The 19,720-nt window shown below is 72.6% G+C and carries 16 protein-coding genes; 10 read left to right on the top strand and 6 right to left on the bottom strand.

What is annotated here, in order from left to right:
• Nucleotides 1-27 precede the first annotated feature (27 nt).
• The 5 genes from ACZ43H_RS19240 to ACZ43H_RS19220 all read left to right on the top strand — a co-directional run bounded on the left by ACZ43H_RS19240 (nucleotide 28) and on the right by ACZ43H_RS19220 (nucleotide 6,817).
• Complete coding sequence (locus tag ACZ43H_RS19240; RefSeq protein WP_464585603.1) at nucleotides 28-1,005, top strand: ABC transporter substrate-binding protein; 978 nt, start codon at nucleotides 28-30, stop codon at nucleotides 1,003-1,005.
• Between the two features lie 128 nt (nucleotides 1,006-1,133).
• The gene (locus tag ACZ43H_RS19235) at nucleotides 1,134-3,671 is read left to right on the top strand and encodes a GcvT family protein (protein ID WP_464585601.1); all 2,538 of its coding nucleotides are present in this window, start codon (nucleotides 1,134-1,136) and stop codon (nucleotides 3,669-3,671) included.
• Nucleotide 3,672: 1 nt separating this feature from the next.
• Nucleotides 3,673-4,458, top strand: a complete 786-nt coding sequence (locus tag ACZ43H_RS19230; protein ID WP_464585599.1) for an electron transfer flavoprotein subunit beta/FixA family protein — start codon at nucleotides 3,673-3,675, stop codon at nucleotides 4,456-4,458.
• On the top strand, nucleotides 4,455-5,432 hold the full coding sequence (locus tag ACZ43H_RS19225) for an electron transfer flavoprotein subunit alpha/FixB family protein (RefSeq protein WP_464585598.1): 978 nt from the start codon (nucleotides 4,455-4,457) through the stop codon (nucleotides 5,430-5,432). Before ACZ43H_RS19230 ends, ACZ43H_RS19225 begins: the two co-directional genes overlap by 4 nt.
• Before the next feature lie 158 nt (nucleotides 5,433-5,590).
• Nucleotides 5,591-6,817 carry a M15 family metallopeptidase gene (locus ACZ43H_RS19220; protein ID WP_464585596.1) on the top strand — a complete coding sequence of 409 codons (1,227 nt, stop codon included), beginning with the start codon at nucleotides 5,591-5,593 and terminating at the stop codon, nucleotides 6,815-6,817.
• Nucleotides 6,818-6,820: 3 nt separating this feature from the next.
• Here the strand turns inward: ACZ43H_RS19220 and ACZ43H_RS19215 are convergent, their stop codons facing one another.
• The gene (locus tag ACZ43H_RS19215; protein WP_464585594.1) at nucleotides 6,821-7,705 is read right to left on the bottom strand and encodes an alpha/beta hydrolase; all 885 of its coding nucleotides are present in this window, start codon (nucleotides 7,703-7,705) and stop codon (nucleotides 6,821-6,823) included.
• A gap of 98 nt (nucleotides 7,706-7,803) precedes the next feature.
• Between ACZ43H_RS19215 and ACZ43H_RS19210 the strand changes: the two genes are divergently transcribed.
• Both ACZ43H_RS19210 and ACZ43H_RS19205 read left to right on the top strand, forming a co-directional pair.
• Nucleotides 7,804-8,784, top strand: a complete 981-nt coding sequence (locus ACZ43H_RS19210) for an NADPH:quinone oxidoreductase family protein (protein ID WP_464585592.1) — start codon at nucleotides 7,804-7,806, stop codon at nucleotides 8,782-8,784.
• A 47-nt stretch (nucleotides 8,785-8,831) separates the two neighbouring features.
• Nucleotides 8,832-10,784, top strand: a complete 1,953-nt coding sequence (locus tag ACZ43H_RS19205; RefSeq protein WP_464585591.1) for a M13 family metallopeptidase — start codon at nucleotides 8,832-8,834, stop codon at nucleotides 10,782-10,784.
• 12 nt (nucleotides 10,785-10,796) lie between these two features.
• Here the strand turns inward: ACZ43H_RS19205 and ACZ43H_RS19200 are convergent, their stop codons facing one another.
• Both ACZ43H_RS19200 and ACZ43H_RS19195 read right to left on the bottom strand, forming a co-directional pair.
• Nucleotides 10,797-11,459, bottom strand: a complete 663-nt coding sequence (locus ACZ43H_RS19200) for a calcium-binding protein (protein WP_464585589.1) — start codon at nucleotides 11,457-11,459, stop codon at nucleotides 10,797-10,799.
• Nucleotides 11,459-12,205, bottom strand: coding sequence for a calcium-binding protein (locus ACZ43H_RS19195; protein ID WP_464585587.1), 747 nt, complete (start codon nucleotides 12,203-12,205; stop codon nucleotides 11,459-11,461). Before ACZ43H_RS19195 ends, ACZ43H_RS19200 begins: the two co-directional genes overlap by 1 nt.
• Nucleotides 12,206-12,240: 35 nt before the next feature.
• On the opposite strand from ACZ43H_RS19195, the gene ACZ43H_RS19190 reads away from it, so the two are divergent.
• Nucleotides 12,241-12,762 carry a hypothetical protein gene (locus ACZ43H_RS19190; RefSeq protein WP_464585585.1) on the top strand — a complete coding sequence of 174 codons (522 nt, stop codon included), beginning with the start codon at nucleotides 12,241-12,243 and terminating at the stop codon, nucleotides 12,760-12,762.
• Nucleotides 12,763-12,822: 60 nt separating this feature from the next.
• Here the strand turns inward: ACZ43H_RS19190 and ACZ43H_RS19185 are convergent, their stop codons facing one another.
• Entirely contained in the window at nucleotides 12,823-13,566 is a 744-nt protein-coding gene (locus ACZ43H_RS19185) for a calcium-binding protein (RefSeq protein ID WP_464585583.1), read from the bottom strand.
• 84 nt (nucleotides 13,567-13,650) lie between these two features.
• Between ACZ43H_RS19185 and ACZ43H_RS19180 the strand changes: the two genes are divergently transcribed.
• On the top strand, nucleotides 13,651-15,798 hold the full coding sequence (locus ACZ43H_RS19180) for a RecQ family ATP-dependent DNA helicase (RefSeq protein WP_464585581.1): 2,148 nt from the start codon (nucleotides 13,651-13,653) through the stop codon (nucleotides 15,796-15,798).
• A 119-nt stretch (nucleotides 15,799-15,917) separates the two neighbouring features.
• Nucleotides 15,918-16,439, top strand: coding sequence for a hypothetical protein (locus tag ACZ43H_RS19175; RefSeq protein WP_464585579.1), 522 nt, complete (start codon nucleotides 15,918-15,920; stop codon nucleotides 16,437-16,439).
• A 105-nt stretch (nucleotides 16,440-16,544) separates the two neighbouring features.
• Here ACZ43H_RS19175 and ACZ43H_RS19170 read toward each other — a convergent pair whose 3' ends face one another.
• Together ACZ43H_RS19170 and ACZ43H_RS19165 are read right to left on the bottom strand one after the other, a co-directional pair.
• The gene (locus ACZ43H_RS19170) at nucleotides 16,545-17,789 is read right to left on the bottom strand and encodes an acyltransferase family protein (protein ID WP_464585577.1); all 1,245 of its coding nucleotides are present in this window, start codon (nucleotides 17,787-17,789) and stop codon (nucleotides 16,545-16,547) included.
• Nucleotides 17,786-19,699 carry a glycosyltransferase family 2 protein gene (locus ACZ43H_RS19165; protein ID WP_464585575.1) on the bottom strand — a complete coding sequence of 638 codons (1,914 nt, stop codon included), beginning with the start codon at nucleotides 19,697-19,699 and terminating at the stop codon, nucleotides 17,786-17,788. The genes ACZ43H_RS19170 and ACZ43H_RS19165 overlap by 4 nt, the downstream gene beginning before the upstream one ends.
• Nucleotides 19,700-19,720 lie beyond the last annotated feature (21 nt).

Below are 19,720 nucleotides of genomic sequence, written 5' to 3'. Positions count from 1 at the left end.
CCACCACTCAACGAAGGGTCAACAACAATGAGAGTCAAGCGCACACACGCCGTGCTGGCGGCACTGGCGACCACGTCGGCACTCGCGCTGAGCGCGTGCGGGGGTGGCTCCATCGAGAACGCCGACAAGCCTGCCGGCGGGAAGGACTGCGGCGACCTCAACATGGCCGTCAACCCGTGGGTCGGCTACGAGGCGGACGCCTACGTCGTCGGCTACGTCGCCGAGAACAAGCTCGGCTGCACCGTCAACTACAAGGACCTCGACGAGCAGGTGTCCTGGAAGGGCTTCGGCAACGGCACGGTCGACGTCGTCATCGAGAACTGGGGCCACCCGGAGCTGCAGAAGAAGTACATGACGGACCAGGGCGGCGACGGCACGGCGGTGGATGCCGGACTCACCGGGAACGACGGCGTGATCGGCTGGTACGTCCCGCCGTGGATGGCCGACAAGTACCCCGACATCACGAACTGGAAGAACCTCAACAAGTACGCCGACCTCTTCAAGACCCCCGAGTCCGGGGACCTGGGCACGTTCTACGACGGCGACCCGGGCTTCGTCACCAACGACGAGGCGCTGGTGAAGAACCTCGACCTCAACTACAAGGTCGTCTACGCCGGCAGCGAGACCGCGCTGATCGAGGGCTTCCGGGACGCGGAGCAGAACAAGACCCCCTACATCGGCTACTTCTACGAGCCGCAGTGGTTCCTCTCCGAGGTGCCCCTGGTCAAGGTCGACCTGCCCAAGTACACCAAGGGCTGCGACGCCGACCCGACGAAGGTCGCCTGCGACTACCCGCCGTACCCGCTGAACAAGGTGGTCGCGAAGGACTTCGCCGACTCCGGCAGCCCGGCGTACCAGCTGGTGAAGAACTTCACCTGGACCAACGACGACCAGAACCTCGTGGCGAAGTACATCGCCGAGGACCAGATGGACCCCGAGGAGGCCGCCAAGAAGTGGGTGGACGCCAACCCCGACAAGGTCGACGCCTGGCTCAAGGGCATCTGACCGCCTGATCGCCAGGTCGTGCCCGGCCGGGCCATTGACACCCCGGTCGGGCACGACTCATATTTGAGGTGTCTCGCATCACGCACCGCGTTGCACATGACGCAACAAGCAAGTACGGGAGAGGTCTCATGGCAGAGGTCCCCGCCACCGCACGGGTGGTCGTCATCGGCGCCGGCATCGTCGGCAACAGCCTGGTCCACCACCTGGCGCGGCTGGGGTGGCGCGACATCGTCCAGATCGACAAGGGGCCGCTGCCCAACCCGGGGGGCTCGACCGGTCACGCGTCCAACTTCATCTTCCCCGTGGACCACTCCCGGGAGATCACCGACCTGACCCTGGACTCGGTGCGGCAGTACCAGGAGATGGGCGTCTTCACGCAGTCCGGCGGCTTCGAGCTCGCCCGGACGCCCGAGCGGATGGAGGAGTTGCGCCGGCGCATGTCCAGCGCGAAGGCCTGGGGCATCGAGGCCGAGCTCGTCGACCCGGCGTTCGTGAAGGAGAGGGTGTCCTTCATCGAGACCGCCCAGTTCATCGGCGCGTTCTGGACCCCGAGCGTGGGCGTGGTCGACTCGCTGCGCGCGGGCACGATCATGCGCGAGAAGGCCCTGGAGTCCGGCGCGCTCACCGTCGTACCCACCGTCGAGGTCACCGGCCTCGACGTGGAGGGAGGCCGCATCCGCCGGGTGCGCACCACCGGTGGCGACATCGAGGCCGAGGCGGTCGTGATCGCCTGTGGCGTGTGGAGCCCGAAGATCGGCGACATGGCCGGCATCAGCATCCCGCTGACCCCGGCGGTGCACCAGATGATCAGCGTCGGCCCGTGCCCACAGCTCGCCGAGCGCGAGGGCGAGATCTCGTTCCCGATCGTCCGGGACATGGACACCTTCTGCTACGAGCGCCAGCACGGCGCCGACATGGAGGTCGGCTCCTACGCCCACCGCGCGATCCTCCACGAGCCCGAGGACATCCCCTCGATCGAGCAGGCCAAGCTGTCGCCGACCGAGATGCCGTTCACCTCCGACGACTTCGACCCCCAGCTCGAGCAGGCCTACGAGCTGATGCCCGAGCTGCTCGGCGCCGAGGGCGCCGAGATGCGCTACGCGATCAACGGCCTGCTCTCCCTGACCTGCGACGGCAGCCCGATCCTCGGCGAGAGCGAGGTCCGCGGGCTGTGGACCGCCGCCGCGGTGTGGATCAAGGAGGGCCCCGGCGTCGGCCGCGCGGTCGCCGAGTGGATGACCCACGGCCACTCCGAGATCGACGTCTCGCACAGCGACATCGCCCGCTTCCACACCCACCAGAAGCGCCGTGAGCACACCCGGCTGCGCACCACCGAGTCGTTCATCAAGACCTACGGGATCATCCACCCCGCCGAGCAGTACGAGTCCGACCGCGACCAGCGGCTCTCGCCGATGCACGAGTCGGAGAAGAAGCTCGGCGCCTTCTTCTACGAGACCGCCGGCTGGGAGCGGCCGCACTGGTACGAGTCCAACGCCGGGCTGCTCGAGGAGTACGGCGACGCCGTGATGCCGCGCGAGCACGAGTGGGACGCGCGCTGGTGGAGCCCGATCATCAACGCCGAGCACCTGCGGATGCGCGAGGCGGCCGGCGTGATCGACCTGACCGCCTTCTGTGTCTTCGACATCACCGGCCCCGACGCGCTCGCGGCCGTGCAGCGCACCTGCGTCGCGCAGTGCGACGTCGCGGTCGGCAAGGTCGTCTACACGCCGGTCCTCGACCCCAAGGGCGGCTTCCGGTCCGACCTGACCGTGATGCGGCTCGGCGACAACCACTTCCGCGTGGTCACCGGCGGCGCCCACGGGATGGCCGACCGCAAGTGGTTCGCCGACCAGCTGGCCGACGTCACGGGCGGGGACGGCGCCACCTCGCTGACCGACCTGACCGACGAGGTCTCGACGATCGGGCTGTGGGGCCCGCGGGCCCGCGACATCCTCGCCTCGCTCACCTCCGACGACGTGTCCGACGCGGGCTTCGGGTTCCTGACCTGCCGGGAGATCACGGTGCAGACGGCGGGGGGTCGGGGAACCACCGTCCTGGCCTCGCGGATCTCCTACGTCGGCGAGCTCGGCTGGGAGCTCTACGTGCCGTTCGAGGACGCCGCCGACGTGTGGGAGACCCTGCTCGAGGCGGGTGCCCCGCACGGCGCGGTCCCGGTCGGGATCGGCGTCTACGGCACCACGGGCCGGATCGAGAAGGGCTACCGCGCGTTCGGCTACGAGCTCGACGCCGAGCGGACCATCGTCGAGGCGGGCATGCAGCGGCCCAAGGTGAAGGCCGCGGACTTCGTCGGCCGGGAGGCCTACCTGCAGCAGCGAGAGGCTGCTCCTGCTGCTGTCCTGTGCACGATGACCGTCGACGACCACACCTCGGCGTCCGGCGTGAAGCGCTACATGCTGGGTGGGGAGCCGATCCTCACCAGGGACGGCGGCACCCTCACCGACGGGCACGGCCACCACCCCTACGTCACCACCGCCGGCTCCGCGCCGTCGCTCGGCAAGCACGTGCTGATGGCCTACCTGCCGCCGGACCAGGCGGTCGTGGGCAACCAGCTCGCCGTGTCGTACATGGAGGAGCTCTATCCCGTGACCGTCGGCTCGGTCGACGCGACCGGGCTCTTCGACCCCGCCAACGAGCGGATCCACTGAGATGGTGAACGTGCTGGTCTGCATCAAGCGGGTGGTCGACTCCACCGGTGAGGTGGTGCTCACCGACGACGGCCAGGCCGTCGACGGGCGGTACGCCGGCTTCACGATGAGCAACCACGAGGAGTGCGCCGTCGAGCTGGCCGTCCAGGTGGCGGCCGCGACCGGGGGCGAGGCGACCGTGCTGACCCTCGGCGACGCGGGCGCCGTCGAGCAGCTGCGCTCCGCGCTCGCCGTGGGCTGCACCGCCGCCACCCACGTCGAGGCCGACCCGGCGCGGTTCGGCCCGGCCGACGTGGCCCGCGAGATCGCCGCGGTGGTCCGCGACCACGAGGCCGCGGGGCGCTCCCACGACCTGGTGCTGCTCGGCAACGACGCCGCCGACAGCGGCGACTTCCAGGTCGGCATCCGGCTCGCCTACGAGCTCGGCCGGCCGGTCGTCAACGGGGTCGCCACGGTGCGGGTCGAGGACGGCCCGGACGGGCGGAGCGCGGTCGCCGGCGGCGACGGCCCGGAGGGCCACGAGACCTACCGGGTCCCGCTCCCCGCCGTGGTGACGGTCCTGGAGGGCGGTGTCGAGCCGCGCTACCCGACCGTGCCCGGCCGGATGAAGGCCAAGAAGGTGCCGGTCGAGCAGCGCTCCCCGATGGCGGAGCCGGCCGGCCCGAAGCGGGTCCGGCTGCTGCTGCCCCCGCCCGCTCCCAGCAACGTCCAGGTCCTCGGCAAGGGGGCGGACGCCGCCCCGGCCGTGGTCGACCTCTTCGAGCAGCTGGGGGTGCTGGCCCGATGATCCTGGTCCTGGTCGAGACCGACGCCTCGGGCGCGGTCGAGGTGTCCCGTGAGGCGCTCACCCTCGCCCGCGACCTGTCCGCCGCCGGGGGTGGCGTGCCGGTCGACGCGGTCGTGGTCGGTGTCGTTCCGGACGGGCTGCAGCCGCAGCTGGCGGCGTACGGCGTCCGCACGGTGCACCATGCCGACGGCGACGAGCTCGCGGCGTTCTCCGGTGCCGCCTGGGCGGCCGCGGTGCAGGAGGCCCGCGAGGCCGCCGGCTCGGTCGTGGTGATGGCGGCCGGGACCCCGCGCGGCAACGAGGTGCTCGCACACGTAGGCGCCCGGCTCGGCGTCGCGATGGCCGCGAACGTGGTGTCCTTCGGCGGGCTGTCGCCGTTCGTGGTGACCCGGCAGGTGGTCGGGGGCGCCGCGCTGGAGGAGATGCGCCTCGACGAGCGGCCGGCGGTGTTCACCGTCGCCGGGCACGCGGTCGAGGCGGTGCCGGCGGCCGTGCCCGGACCCGCCGAGGTGGTCGAGTGCCGCCCCGTGCTGACCGACGCCGACCTGGTGGCCCGGGTGGTCTCCACCGAGGAGCCGGAGCCGGACCTCTCGGGGTCGCTCAAGTCGGCCCGGGTCGTGGTGGGCGCGGGCCGGGGCGCCGGCAGCGCGGACGGGTTCTCCGACCTGCTGGAGCTGACCGAGCTGCTCGGCGCCAACCTCGGTGTCTCGCGGGTGGTCACGTCGCTGGGCTGGCGGCCCCACCACGAGCAGGTCGGCCAGACCGGCTCCCGGATCTCGCCGGACCTCTACATCCCGTGTGGGATCAGCGGCGCGATCCAGCACTGGGCCGGCTGCGCCACGGCCAAGAACATCCTCGCCATCAACACCGACCCCGACGCGCCGATGGTCACCAAGGCGACGTACGCCGTCATCGGCGACCTGCACGAGGTGGTCCCCGCGATCAACGCGGAGATCCGCAGGCGCCGCGGCTGACGCCGAGAGCACGCCGAGTCGGCGCTGGTTGACCACGAAGGCCCGCCGAGTCGGCGCTGGTTGACGCCGCGCGGGCTGCCCGGGTGTCAACGAACGCCGACTCGGCGTGCTGGGGCTTGCGCGCGAGACCTACCCTGATCCCACGGGGAGGGAGGGCCATGCGCGGACGACGGGCACTGGCGGCGTTCGCGCTGCCGACGGTGCTGGCGCTGACGGCCGCCTGCACGGGCACCAGCGCCGACGAGGCCGCGGACCCCGAGTCGTCGTCCGCCGCCACGGGTGCCTCGAGCGCGACGCCGGGCGGCAGCAGCTCGGCCGCCCCGGCCGCGGATCCCGAGCACGCCGTCGACCCGCCCGGGCCGCGCACCGGCGTCGTCGGCATCGCCGACGTGCTCGTCTACAACACCTCCTCGCTCAGCCCCGCCACCGTCCGCCGGATCAGGCAGCTCGACGGTGTCACCCGCGTCGAGACGCTCTCCCTGGCCCAGGTGGTGATCGAGAACGAGGCGATCACGGTCGCGGCCGTCGACCCGGGCACCTACCGCAACTTCACGCCGTACGCCTCCGCCGAGACCCAGGCGGTGTGGGACCGGGTGGCCGGCGGCGAGCTGGCGCTCCGCCCGGCGCTGCGCGACAAGCTCCCGACCGACAAGCAGGACTACCTGCGCCTCGGCAGCGACAAGGACGCCACCGCGGTGCACATCGGGGCGTTCGCGCCCCAGACCCCCGAGGTGGACGCGGTCGTCAACAGCAGCTGGGCCCCGACGCTGGGCATGGAGCCCGACAACGCCCTGCTGATCGCCACCGGCCAGACCTCGCCCGAGTCGCTGCGCAAGAAGATCGAGAAGATCGCGGGCAACGACGCCTCGGTGCAGATGACCGACATCGTCGCCCGCCGCGGGCTCGACCCCGACGTGAAGCAGACGGCGTTCCTGGTCGGCACCGTCGCGGACGCGGTCGGCACGTTCAACTACACCGTGCTCGGTGGTGGCCGGATCGCGCCCGACCCGGCCTGGGTCTCCTCCCACATCGCCACCGAGACCGTCCCGATCCTCGGCAGCGTCACCTGCAACAAGCTGATCTTCCCGCAGCTCACCGCGGCGCTGAACGAGATCGTCGACCGGGGCCTCGCCGACAAGATCCACCCCGGTGAGTACGCCGGCTGCTACTACCCGCGCTTCATCGCCGGCACCACCTCGCTGTCCAACCACTCCTTCGGGCTGGCGCTGGACCTCAACGTCCCGGGCAACCAGCGGGGCACCGCGGGGGAGATGGACCGCGACGTGGTCGCGATCTTCAAGCAGTGGGGCTTCGCCTGGGGCGGCGACTGGCACTACACCGACCCGATGCACTTCGAGATGAACGCGCTGGTCAACCCCCGCTGACTCTCAGCCGACCGGGTCGCTGGTGTGCCGCCGGATCCGGTCCGCGACCAGCGCCATGGTCGCCGCCGCCCCCAGCAGGTCGTCGGTCAGGAAGTAGTGGTCGGCTCCCGGGGTGGTCGCGTGCAGGACCGGCACGTCGGCCTCGCGCAGCCGCTGCGCGTACAGGTCGCCCTGGGGGCGCAGGGTGTCGCGCTCCGCGGTCAGCACCACGGCCGGCGGCAGGCCCGTGAGGTCGCGAGCCAGCAGCGGCGAGGCGTAGGGCTCGCGCCGGGTCGCCTCGTCGGGGAAGTAGACGCGCCGGACCAGCCGGCGCAGCCCCGGCGAGACCATCCCCGTCCCGGCCTGCGGCTCGGACGCGACGTCGAGCGCCGGGACGCCGAGCACCTGCAGGGCGGGCCGGAACGAGCCCCGGTCGCGGGCCTGCAGGCACACCGAGGCGGCCAGCGCGCCGCCGGAGCTGAGGCCGCCGACGGCGACGCGACGCCCGTCGACCCCGATCCGGTCACCGTGGTCGGCCACCCAGGCGGTGACGTCGTGGCACTCGTGCTGGGCGACGGGGTAGGTGACGTACGGCCCCGCTCGGAAGTCCACGTTGACGACGACGACACCGGCCTCCGCGGCGACGTACCGGCACCAGAAGTCGTCCATCTCCGGGTAGCGCATCAGGAAGGCGCCACCGTGGAAGTGCACGTAGGCCGGCAGCAGGTGGGGTGGCAGGTCGGGGTCGCGGTACACGTGAACGGGGACGTCGCCGTACCTCGTCGGGACGCGGTGGTGCAGCGGCGGCGGCAGGTCGCTGCCCGAGAACCGCAGGTCCTCGCCGTACCGCACGGTCCAGCGTGCGGTCGCGTGCATGAGCGCAGCACGCAGCCGGTCGTCGATCCTCATCGAATCCCCTCACCCCACACCATGTTCGGTGACCCCGGCCGTCCGGATGAGGGTGACCTGCACAGGTCCAGACCAGCGGCACCGATAGCGTGCGGGCCATGCGCGCCGTCCAGGTCATCACGCCCACCGGTCCCGCCGACCTCGAGGTCCGCGACGTCGCGGAGCCGACGCCCGGCCCCGACGACGTCCTCGTCGAGGTGCACCGGGTCGGCATCTCGTTCCCGGACCTGCTGCTGAGCCGCGGTGAGTACCAGCTCAAGCCGGAGCCGCCGTTCACCCTCGGCGTCGACTTCGCCGGCACCGTGCTGCGCCCCGCCGAGTCCGGTGCGGGCGGCTTCGAGGTCGGCCAGCGGGTCGCCGGCGTCGGGGCATACGGCGGTGCCGCGGAGCAGGTGGCCACGCCCGCGATGTTCACCTTCCCGCTGCCCGACGCGCTGTCGTTCGACGAGGGCGCGGCGCTGCCGATGAACTACCTCACGGCGCAGTTCGCCCTCGCCGAGCGCGGCCGGCTGCGCGCCGGGGAGACCGTGCTCGTGCACGGCGCCGCCGGCGGGGTCGGCACCGCCACCATCCAGGTCGCGAAGGGGTACGGCGCCCGCACCATCGCCGTCGTGAGCTCGGAGGAGAAGGCCGCCGTGGCCCGGCAGGCGGGGGCGGACGAGACGGTGCTTCTCGACGGGTTCAGGGAGGCCGTCGTCACCCTGACCGACGGGCGGGGCGTGGACGTCGTCATGGACGTCGTCGGCGGCGACGTCTTCACCGACTCGCTGCGGGTGCTGGCGCCCCAGGGTCGGCTGCTGGTGGTGGGCTTCGCCGCCGGGCAGGGGATCCCGCAGGTCAAGGTCAACCGGCTGCTGCTGAACAACGTCGACGTCCGCGGCGTCGGCTGGGGCGCCTACGCGATGACCCGTCCCGGCTTCATGCAGGAGCAGTGGGCGGAGCTGGCCCCGATGATGGAGAGCGGCGTGGTCCGCCCGCCGGTCGGCGCGACGTACCCCCTCGAGGAGTTCGGTCGGGCGCTGGCGGACATGGACCAGCGGCGCACGCTGGGCAAGTCCGTCGTCCGGGTGCGCGACTGACCCCTGCCCGGCTTGCCAGCACGCGCCCGGCCGTTAGGGTCGGGGGCGTGAGCATCCTGGACGAGGCCCGCGAGGGCATGAACCCCGACATCCGGCCGCAGGACGACCTGTTCGGCCACGTCAACGGCCGTTGGCTCGACGAGACGGAGATCCCCTCGGACCGCTCCAGCTGGGGCCCGTTCGTCCAGCTCGCCGACGCGGCGGAGGAGCAGGTCCACCGGATCATCGAGGACCTCGCGGAGGCGGTCACCCGCGGCGACGAGGGCCTCGGCGACGACGCCCGCAAGATCGGTGACATCTTCGCCTCCTTCATGGACGCCGAGGCGATCGCCCACAAGGGCCTGCGCCCGGTGCGTCCGCTCATCGACGCGGTGGCCTCGCTGCGCGACGTCCGCGACCTCGCGGCGTTCCTCGGCGAGTTCGAGCGGATCGGCGGGCACGGCCTCTTCGGCTCCTACGTCGACACCGACGACCGCCAGTCCGACCGCTACCTGTTCCACCTCGTGCAGGGCGGGCTCGGGCTGCCCGACGAGTCCTACTACCGCGACGACAAGTTCGCGGAGGTGCGCGAGAAGTACGTCGCCTACCTGACCCGGCTGCTCGGCCTGGTCGAGCACGAGGACCCCGCCGGTGCCGCGGCCACGATCCTGGCCATCGACACGCGGCTGGCCGCCGGTCACTGGGAGCGCGCCGAGACCCGTGACGTGCAGAAGACCTACAACCTGATGACGGCGGAGCAGCTCAAGGAGCTGTGCCCGTCGTTCGACTGGGACGCCTACGTCACCAACCTCGGCGGCAACGAGCGCACCATCGCCGAGGTCTGCGTCCGGCAGCCGTCGTACCTCGCGCACCTGTCCACCGTGCTCGACGAGGTCCCGATCGAGGACTGGAAGCAGTGGCTGCTCAGCCACGTGGTCCGCTCGGCCGCGCCGTACCTCACCGACGACTTCGTCGAGACCAACTTCGACTTCTACGGCCGCACCCTCAACGGCACCCCCGAGCTGCGCGCCCGCTGGAAGCGCGGCGTGGCGCTGGTCGAGGGCGCGATCGGCGAGGCGGTCGGCAAGGAGTACGTCGCCCGGCACTTCCCGCCGAGCTCGAAGGCGCAGATGGACGAGCTGGTGGCCAACCTGCTCGCGGCCTACCGCGACTCGATCTCGCGGCTGGACTGGATGACCGACGAGACCAAGAAGCGGGCCTACGAGAAGCTCGAGACCTTCAACCCGAAGATCGGCTACCCGAAGAAGTTCCGCGACTACTCCGCGCTGCAGGTGCGCGCCGACGACCTGCTCGGCAACGTCGCCGCCGCGTCGGCGTTCGAGACCGACCGCCAGCTGGCGAAGATCGGCGCGCCGGTCGACCGCGACGAGTGGTTCATGCTGCCGCAGACGGTCAACGCCTACTACAACCCCGGCACCAACGAGATCTGCTTCCCGGCCGGGATCCTGCAGAAGCCGTTCTTCAGCCCGGACGCGCACCCCGCGGAGAACTACGGCGGCATCGGTGCGGTCATCGGGCACGAGATCGGCCACGGCTTCGACGACCAGGGCGCGCAGTACGACGGCGACGGCAACCTCAACGACTGGTGGAGCGCTGCCGACAAGGCGGCGTTCGAGGTGAAGTCGAAGGCGCTCATCGAGCAGTACGACGCCTTCGAGCCGCGCACCCTGCCCGGTGAGCACGTCAACGGCGCGCTGACCGTCGGCGAGAACATCGGCGACCTGGGTGGCCTGACCATCGGCCACACGGCGTACCTCATCTCCCAGGGCGGCCAGGCCTCCGTCGAGGACCGGCAGCGGCTGTTCATGAACTGGGCCTACTGCTGGCGCACCAAGCGCCGCAAGGAGCAGGAGCTGCAGTTCCTCACCATCGACCCGCACTCGCCCGCCGAGTTCCGCGCCAACATCGTGCGCAACCTCGACGAGTTCCACGAGGTGTTCGGCACCGCCGAGGGCGACGGGCTGTGGCTCGACCCCGCGGAGCGCGTCCGCATCTGGTGAGGTGGCCGGCGGTCAGCCGGCCACGACGCAGCTGACGGGCCGCTCGACGGCGTGACAGCTGTCGTAGCCGGCTCCGCCGTCGCCACGGTCGTCGTCGTTGCCGAGCCCGTCGCCGTCCAGCAGGTCGTCGCCCCGTCCGCCGGACAGCCGGTCGTCGTGGATGCCGCCCGCGAGGCGGTCGTCGCCGCGGCCGCCGTACGCCGTGTTCCGGCCGCGCGAGAGGTGGAGCAGATCGTCGCCCCGCCGGCCCCGGACCAGGTCGCCGCCGGTGCCGGCGAACAGGCCGTCCGCGCCGGGGCCGCCGAGCAGGGTGTCGGCGCCGGCGTCGCCGTGCACGAACGTCATGGGGGCGCCGGCCCGGGAGTCGACCACGATGAGATCGGCCTGCTCGCCGCCGTAGGCGTCGGCGCCCTGCGGTACCCGGATCCGGTCCCGGCCGGCCATGCCGTAGGCGGCCTGCGCGCCACAGATGCGGTCGTCGCCGCCCTCGCCGGTCACGGTCGCCCCGCCGACGACGACGTCGTCGCCGGCGGTCCCGTGCACGTCCTCGGCCGGGCCGGCGACGACGGTGGCCACGCGCCCGAAGCAGGTCGGGGTGGTGCCGGCGGCGACCGGCTCCTGGAGCAGCGCGCCGCTCCCGGCCAGCAGGAGGAGAGCTGAGAGGACGACGCGCATCAGCCGGCGATCTCGCAGCTGGTCTCGCGCTCGATCTCGCCGCAGGTGTCGCGGCCTCGTCCCCCGTCGCCCAGGTCGTGGTCGTCGACGTTCCCGCCGCCGTACAACGTGTCGTCGCCGCGGCCGCCGTAGAGCCGGTCGTCCTTGACGTGCCCGATGATGCCGTCCGCCCCGCGGCCGCCGTGGGCGACGTTCTCGCCCCAGTTGAGGTGGATCGAGTCCCGCCCGGCGCCGCCGTGCACGGTGTCGCCGCCGACGCCGGTGAAGACGAGGTCACGGCCCGGACCACCGCGCACGACGTCCGCGCCCGCCTTGCCGTAGACGTGCGCGGGGGCGGACCCGGGGGCGGAGCGGGTGACGAACAGGTCGTCGCCGGGCCCACCCTGGCCGGACGCCCCGGCCGCCACCTCGATCCGGTCCTCGCCCGCCTGCCCGTGGGCCTTGCCCGTGAACCCGCACAGTCGGTCGTCGCCGTTCCCGCCGTAGACGTCGCTGCCGCCGACGATCACGTCGTCGCCATCGGTGCCGACCGCCTCCTCGCCCGGCGCCGCGACGATCGTGGCCGCGCGTCCGAAACAGGTCGGCACCCCCGCGGCGGGAGCGGGGGCCGGGGCGCCGAGCAGGACGAGTGGACCGGCCACCGTGGCCAGGGCCGCGAGGCGACTGACGAGCGAGGGCACACGACCTCCCGGGAGCGCGACGACGATGTCGGCAATGTCGCACGGTCGGGGCAGCTCGCGCAGCATCTTCGCGGCCTTGCCTCGCGTGTAATGATGATTACATGATTACGAATGAGGATCTGGAGCGGGTGCGGGGCTGGTTCGCCGGCCGCCTGCCCGAGGAGTGGACGGTCGAGGCGCCGCGGGTGGCGGTCGACCGTGAGGAGATCACGGTGGTCCTGACCATCCCCGACGTCGAGCTCGCGGACGACGTCACCGACGCGGAGCGTGCGGAGGCGCAGGCCGGCCGGGCCCGGGCGTTCCGGGAGGACACCCGCGAACGCCGCATGGAGATCGCCCGCGAGGCCGAGCACCGGTTCGAGCGGAAGGTCTCCTGGGGTGTCCGGGTCGGCGGGCGCGAGGAGCTGTGGACGCATGTCGCGGCGCCCGTCATGACCCGGCTGCGGCAGCCGCAGCGCCAGGTGCTCGACACCCTCGTCGAGGCCGGCGTGGCGCGGTCGCGGTCGGAGGCCCTGGCGTGGTGCGTCCGGCTGGTCGGCCAGCACGAGGGCGACTGGCTCGCCGAGCTGCGCGAGGCGATGGGCGCCGTGGCCGACGTCCGCGGCCGGGGCCCCGCCGCCTGACCCGATGCAGTCGTGCGGCCCAGAGTGCGCCCCGGCGCACCATGGGCCGCACGACTCGTGTCAGCTGCGCTCGCAGTGGGACCGGTGCTCGACGTCGCCGTGACAGCGGTCGGTCCCGGCGCCGGCGCGACCCGTGTCGTCGTCGGCACCACCGACGAGGTCGTCGCCGCCGCGCCCGCCCTCGAGCAGGTCGTCCCCGCCCCTGCCGTCGAGGCTGTCGTGGCCCCGTCCGCCCGAGAGCCGGTCGTCACCGCCCATGCCGAACAGGCTGTCCCACCCGGGGCCGGCGGCCAGCACGTCGCTCCCGCTGCCCCCGTCTAGGAACTGCTCGGCGCCGCGGGACCTCAGCGTGTCGTCACCCGCGCCGCCGGCCAGGCGGCCCACCCGGTCGGCCGTGAGCAGCACCAGGTCGTCGCCGCCCTGGCCCGAGAGCTCCGGGTAGTCCCCGCCCCGGCCTCCGAAGCGGATCCGGTCGTCGCCGGCGCCGCCGTACACGAGGATCGCCCCGCAGACCCGGTCGCCGCCGTCGCCGGCGTGCACCTCGGCGCCTCCGCGGGCCACGATCACGTCCGGTCCCGGTGTCCCGGTGAGGTAGCCGGTTCCGACGATCGTGGCGGGCTTCCCGAAGCAGCGCGGCGTCGTCGTACCCGGGACGGCCTCGCCCGGGCCCGCGCCGAGCACAGCGGCGAGCGTGACGGTCAGTCCGACGTTGACGACGGCCGCCAGCATCATCCGGTTCGAGCCCACGATGTCCCCCGAGTGGTCGTGGCGGCCGGCGCCGCCTCCATCGGTAGAGACGCGCACGGGGCCCGAGGGGTTGCCTCGTCGCACCCTCGACCTGTGGAGGGCGTACGACGCGTGGTCGGAGGTCGCTGGTAGACAGGCCGGGTGAGCCCCTCCCAGTCGACGACCGCCGACGTCCGCCAGCAGACCCGCGACCGGGCGGAGGCCCACCTCCGCGCGCTCGTCGGGGCCCGGGACGGGCAGCCCGAGGCGCGCCTGCGTGAGGACCAGTGGACCGCGATCGAGGCGCTGGCCGTCGACCGACGACGGTCCCTGGTCGTGCAGCGCACGGGGTGGGGCAAGTCCGCGGTCTACTTCGTGGCGACCCTGCTGCTGCGCGAGGCCGGCGCCGGGCCGACGGTGATCGTCTCGCCGCTGCTGGCCCTGATGCGCAACCAGATCGCGGCCGCGGAGCGGGCCGGGATCCGCGCCGTGACCATCAACTCGACCAACATCGAGGACTGGGAGCCCATCCACGACGCCATCCGGGCCGGCGAGGTCGACGTCCTCCTGGTCAGCCCCGAGCGGCTCAACAACCCCGGCTTCCGCGACGAGGTGCTGCCGAGGTTGGCCGGCACCTGCGGGTTGCTCGTGGTCGACGAGGCGCACTGCATCTCCGACTGGGGTCACGACTTCCGGCCCGACTACCGCCGGATCCGCACCCTGCTGGGCGACCTGCCTGGGGGCATCCCCGTGCTCGCCACCACCGCGACCGCCAACGCCCGGGTCACCGCCGACGTCGCCGAGCAGCTGGGCGTCTCGGGCTCCTCCACGACCGATTCCGGTGACGGGGTGCTGGTGCTGCGGGGCTCGCTGGACCGCGAGTCGCTCCGGCTGGGCGTGGTGCGGCTCAAGACCGCCGAGCAACGGCTGGCCTGGCTGGCCGACCACCTCGCCGAGCAGCCCGGTTCGGGGATCATCTACTGCCTCACGGTCGCCGCGACCCAGGAGATCGCCGACTACCTGCGCTCCCGCGGCCACGACGTCGCGGCGTACTCCGGACAGACCGACCCCACCGAGCGGCACGCCCTCGAGCAGGACCTCGGCGCCGGGCGGGTCAAGGCGCTGGTGGCCACCAGCGCCCTCGGCATGGGCTTCGACGCGACACTCGGCTTCGTCGTCAACATGGGCGCGCCGTCCTCGCCGGTCGCCTACTACCAGCAGGTCGGCCGCGCGGGCCGTGGCACCGACGAGGCGACCGTGGTGCTGCTGCCGGCGATCGAGGACCGCGACATCTGGGCCTACTTCGCCTCGCTGGCCTTCCCGCGCGAGGAGCTGGTGCGCCAGACCCTGCAGGTGCTGGCCGACGAGGGGCGTCCGATGAGCACCGCCGCCCTCGAGACGTACGTCGAGCTCAACCGCAACCGCCTCGAGACGATGCTCAAGGTGCTCGACGTGGACGGCGCCGTGCGGCGGGTCCGCGGCGGGTGGGAGGCGACCGGCCAGGAGTGGGTGTACGACGAGGAGCGCTACCGGCGGGTGACCGAGGCCCGGGAGCGGGAGCAGCAGGCGATGCTGGACTACCTCGACACCGACCGCTGCCGGATGTGGTTCCTGCGCGACCAGCTCGACGACCCCGCTGCCGACCGCTGCGGGCGCTGCGACAACTGCGGTGGGCTCGACCTGTCCACGGAGGTGTCGGCGGCGTCGGTCGAGGAGGCGGGGGCGCGACTCGCGCGTCCGGGTGTGCCGATCGAGCCCCGGAAGATGTGGCCGACCGCCCTGGCCAACCTGGGCGTCGACCTGCGCGGCAAGGTCGGGGACGGAGCGAGCGAGGGGCGTGCCGTCGCCCGGCTCACCGACCTCGGCTACGGCCAGGCGCTCCGCGAGCTGTTCCGCCCCGGCCAGCCCGACGGCCCGGTGCCGGTGCCGCTGGTGAAGGCGGTCATCGAGGTGCTGGGCGACTGGCGCCCGAGCGTCGACGCGATCGTCGTCGTGGAGTCCGCGACCCGACCGACGTTGACCGCCGACCTGGCCGAGGGGCTCTCCCGCTACCTGCGGGTCCCGGTGATGGGGCGCTGGTCGATCGTCGACCCCGACGTGGAGCCGGGGCGGGGCGCGATGAACTCCGCGCAGCGCGTGGCCGCGGTCGGCCGCAGGTTCCGGCTCGAGGGCGAGCCGCTGGAGGGCCGATCGGTGCTGCTCGTCGACGACCTGGTCGTCACCGGCTGGACCCTCACCCTGGCCGCCCGGGCCGCTCGCGCGGCGGGTGCGGCCGAGGTGCTGCCGCTGGCGCTCGCCCTGCAGTCCTGAGCCGCCGCTCCGAGCGGTCAGCGAGTTCCCGCATTTCGCCTTCGGAGCAGCGGTGCGGTCCCTACTCTCGTGGTGACACCGCCGCCGGGGGACGGCGCCGCACTCTCGGAGGAAACCTCATGATCCGTTCCCGTCACGCCGCTGCCGTGCTCCTCACCGGAGCGCTGGTCCTCACCGGCGGCGCCGCCTCGGCCGCCCACAAGTCCGCGAAGGACAAGTCCGACGACGCCGCCCCGGCGGCCGACATCACCCGCGTCTCGGTCAAGAACACCGCGAAGACGCTCACCATCCACACCAAGCTGCAGAAGGCGTCCGCCGGTCGCAGCCACGTGGTGGCCACGCTGACCCCGGCCGCCGAGGGTGCGACGCCGTACGTCGTCCGCACCGTCGAGACCGGGAAGGGCAAGAAGGTCGGGGCGACCCTGGAGACCACCGCCGCCGACGCGACCGAGCCCACCGCCGTCGACTGCCCGGGCATCAAGGCCGCCGTGTCCTCCGGGCGCTCCGGCCAGGTCGTGATCCGGGTCCCGCAGTCCTGCTTCGGGGACGCCGCCGGCACGCTCACCGTCGAGGTGGTCACCGAGACCGCCGGTGGTGACGTCGCCGACGAGGCGCCCACCCTCAAGGTCAAGCAGGACTGACCTCCTCGCCCACTCGTTGAGATGGGCCTCGTTCACACGTGAGCTGGGCCTGGTTCGGTCCTCACGACCGAACCAGGCCCAGTTGAAGCCCGATTTCGGCCCATCTCAACGAGCGGCGGCGACCTCGTCCTCGCGCAGGTGGGCGTAGTAGTCACGCGGGCGGCCGTCGCGGTCGATCATCGACAGCAGCCGCAGCCCGGCGGCCTCGACCGTCCGCGAGCTGACCCAGGCCAGCGCCATGGTCGGGAGAGCGACCAGCACCGCCGACACCAGGAACCACGGTCCGGGCCGGGCGTCGGGCAGGACACCGAGCGAGTCCAGGAAGCGCATCACCGGCTCGTGGATCAGGTAGACGCCGTAGCCCAGCGTCCCGACCCAGACCAGCGGCTTCCACTCCAGCCAGGCCGGCCACGGGCCGTCGTGGAGCACGACCGAGGCCAGGGCGACCGTGATCGCGGCGGCGTACAGCGGGTGCCACCACTCACCGTCGATGCTGATCGGCCGCGTCATCACCAGCGCGCCGAGCGCGGCCACGCCCAGCGTGGCGGCCAGGCCGCGCAGTGGGGCCGAGAGCCGCACACCGGCCGCGCTGAGCACGGCCAGCCCCATGCCGAGGCCGAAGTCGGTGGCGCGGGAGAGCGGCGAGAACCAGATCGACCAGTTCGTCGGGTCCTGGCTGGTCAGCACGGTCGCCCACAGCAGGTAGGCGCCGCCGACCACCACGGACAGGGCCGGCAGTGCGGCCACGACGGCGATCCGGGCGCTGCGCCCCGGCGTACGACGGGCCGCGGCGTTCACGAGCGGCACCGCGAGGGCCATCAGCAGGTAGAAGTGGAACTCCACCGCCAGGGACCAGGCCGGGCCGTCGGTCCAGAAGATGTAGCTGTCGCTGTAGACGTGGGTGAACGTCAGGTGCAGGACCAGGTCCTGCCAGTGCCCGGGCCAGGCCGGGTTGGTGACGGCCCACACGACCAGCACCACGGTCAGGTAGAGCGGGAGCAGCCGCGCCATCCGGCGGTAGAGCAGCACGCGGCCGGGGCGGCCCCGGCGGCCCTCGATCGCGGAGCGCGCGACGGGCAGCCACAGGACCAGCCCGGACAGCACGAAGAACATGTCCACGAACAGGTCGGTGCCGAGCATCGCCTGGTGGGCCGAGCCGGACCAAGGCCATGCGCTGTCCGGACCCGAGCGGTTGTGCTGGTAGGCGTGGAAGGTGACGACGGCCAGCGCGGCGAGGCCGCGCAGCCAGCCCAGCGGGAACACCACGCGGCGGGCGCGTGCCGTGTCCGCGGGGTCGGTGGCGGGGGCGTTGGCCAGGGTCGGGGTCGGGGGTGTGAGGGTCGCGGTCATGCGGCCACCTCCGTCCGGTCGGAGTCGGTGCGGTCGGTGTCGGTGGAGCCGGAGCTGGCGGCGGTGCGCGGGGTGACCACCCACTGGTGCTCACCGCGCAGCTGCTTGAGGTGTGCGATCCGGTTCACCAGGTTCTTGGCCTCGGTGTAGAAGAGCAGGTTCGCCAGCGCTGCCCCGACGAACCACCACGGGTGACGGCGCAGCTCGGGCGCCGCGAGCCGCCAGGCGGCCAGCGTCTGCAGGGGACCGGACGCGGTCACGAACAGGGTGAGGAGCAGGAACATCGGCGAGCCGAGGTCGAAGCCGCCGTCGCGCCAGGCGAGGAAGCCGAAGAGCGGCCACACCGACATCGCGATCCAGGGGTAGAGCTCGCGCCAGCCCAGCAGGTAGACGACGCCGAGCTTCTGGCGCAGGGTCAGGGTGGGCTTGCGCAGGATCGGGCCGAGGTGCCGCAGCGACACCTGGAACCAGCCCTGGGCCCAGCGCATCCGCTGCTTCCACAGCGCGCGGGGGGTCTCCGGGGCGAGCTCGTGGCTGACCAGGCCGGGGTCGTTGACGATCCGGCCGTCCGCCTCGAGGACCCGCATGGAGGCCTCGATGTCCTCGGTCAGGAAGGAGCCACGCAGACGGATCCGCTCCAGGGCGGAGGCCCGCCAGTAGCCGTTGGAGCCGCCGAAGATGCCGAACTTGTACAGCGCGGTGCGGCCGGGGTGGGCCACGGCGTAGATCTGCTCGAACTCGACGGCGATCAGCTTCGCGAGCGCGGAGTCGTCGCCGTTGCGGATCACGCAGTGACCCTGCACGACGTCGGCACCGTCGGCGATCCAGCGCCAGGCGCGCTCGAACGAGCCCGGGGCCGGGTGGTGGTCGGCGTCGAAGATGCCGACGAACTCACCCTCCGCCACACGCAGCGCGGCGTTGACGTTCTGGGCCTTGGAGGTGCTGTCGGGCACCTTCAGCACGGTCAGTTCCGGGTGTCGCGTCGACAGCAGGCCCAGGTCGCCCTCGACCTCGAGCGGCACGGGGGTGTTGTAGGCCACCACGACCTGCAGGCCGCCGGAGTACTCCTGCTCGAGGAAGGAGTGCACGGTGTCCAGGATCGTGTCGGCCTCGTTGGGCAGGTACGCCGCGATCACGGCCGTCGCCCTCGGGGCGGGACCCTCGGGCTCGGCGGGCAGGCGTGGCGGCTCGAGCGCCTGGGAGCACTCGGCCCAGATCGTGAAGCCAGTCAGGCCCAGGGCACTCACCAGCACCCAGTACAGCGGCCCGGAGAGGTCGATGCCGACCATCGAGAGACCGACCAGGGCGAGGAACGGCAGCACGACGCTGCCGACGGTGGCGAGGAGCATCTGGCGGCTGGCGCTCACCCAGGTGACGGCCTTGTGCCGGGTCCTGACGTGCACGCCCTGCTGACGGGGCTGGTGGTCGCGCTGGTTGAGCGACTCCGCAGCCGCGGTGGTGGCGTGCGCCTCGGCCTGGGCCGGGTCCTGCTTGCGGGTGATCGGCGCCCAGCCGACACCGAGGTCGATGACGCCGTCCCTGTCCTGCAGGCGGTCGAGGACCTCGATGGCGTGGTAGGCCATCTCCTGCAGGCGGACCGGGCGAGCAGCCCGGTCCTCGTGCCGCAGCCGCAGGGTGAGTCGTCCGTCGGGCGTGCCGGCGACGATCTCGCCGGGCTGGAGGAAGCGGGTGAGCCGCTCGGCGGCCGCGGTGACGAGCTCGCCGGAGGCGCGGACCGAGGCGGTGACGTCGTCGCCGGGCACGGCCCACACCGGGTCGATGACCGCGACGATCTCGCGGTGCCGGGTGGGCACGGGCAGCCGGGAGCGGGCCGGAAGCCGGATGATCTCGGTCGGGGAGACCACCCGAGGTGCGTCGGGGGCCTGCTGTCGGGGGAGGAGGAGGGACACGTGCGTGACCTTTCGGAGTCG

The sequence above is a fragment of the Nocardioides sp. DN36 genome, from assembly GCF_055380375.1.
This window is presented reverse-complemented; position numbering and strand designations above follow the sequence as displayed.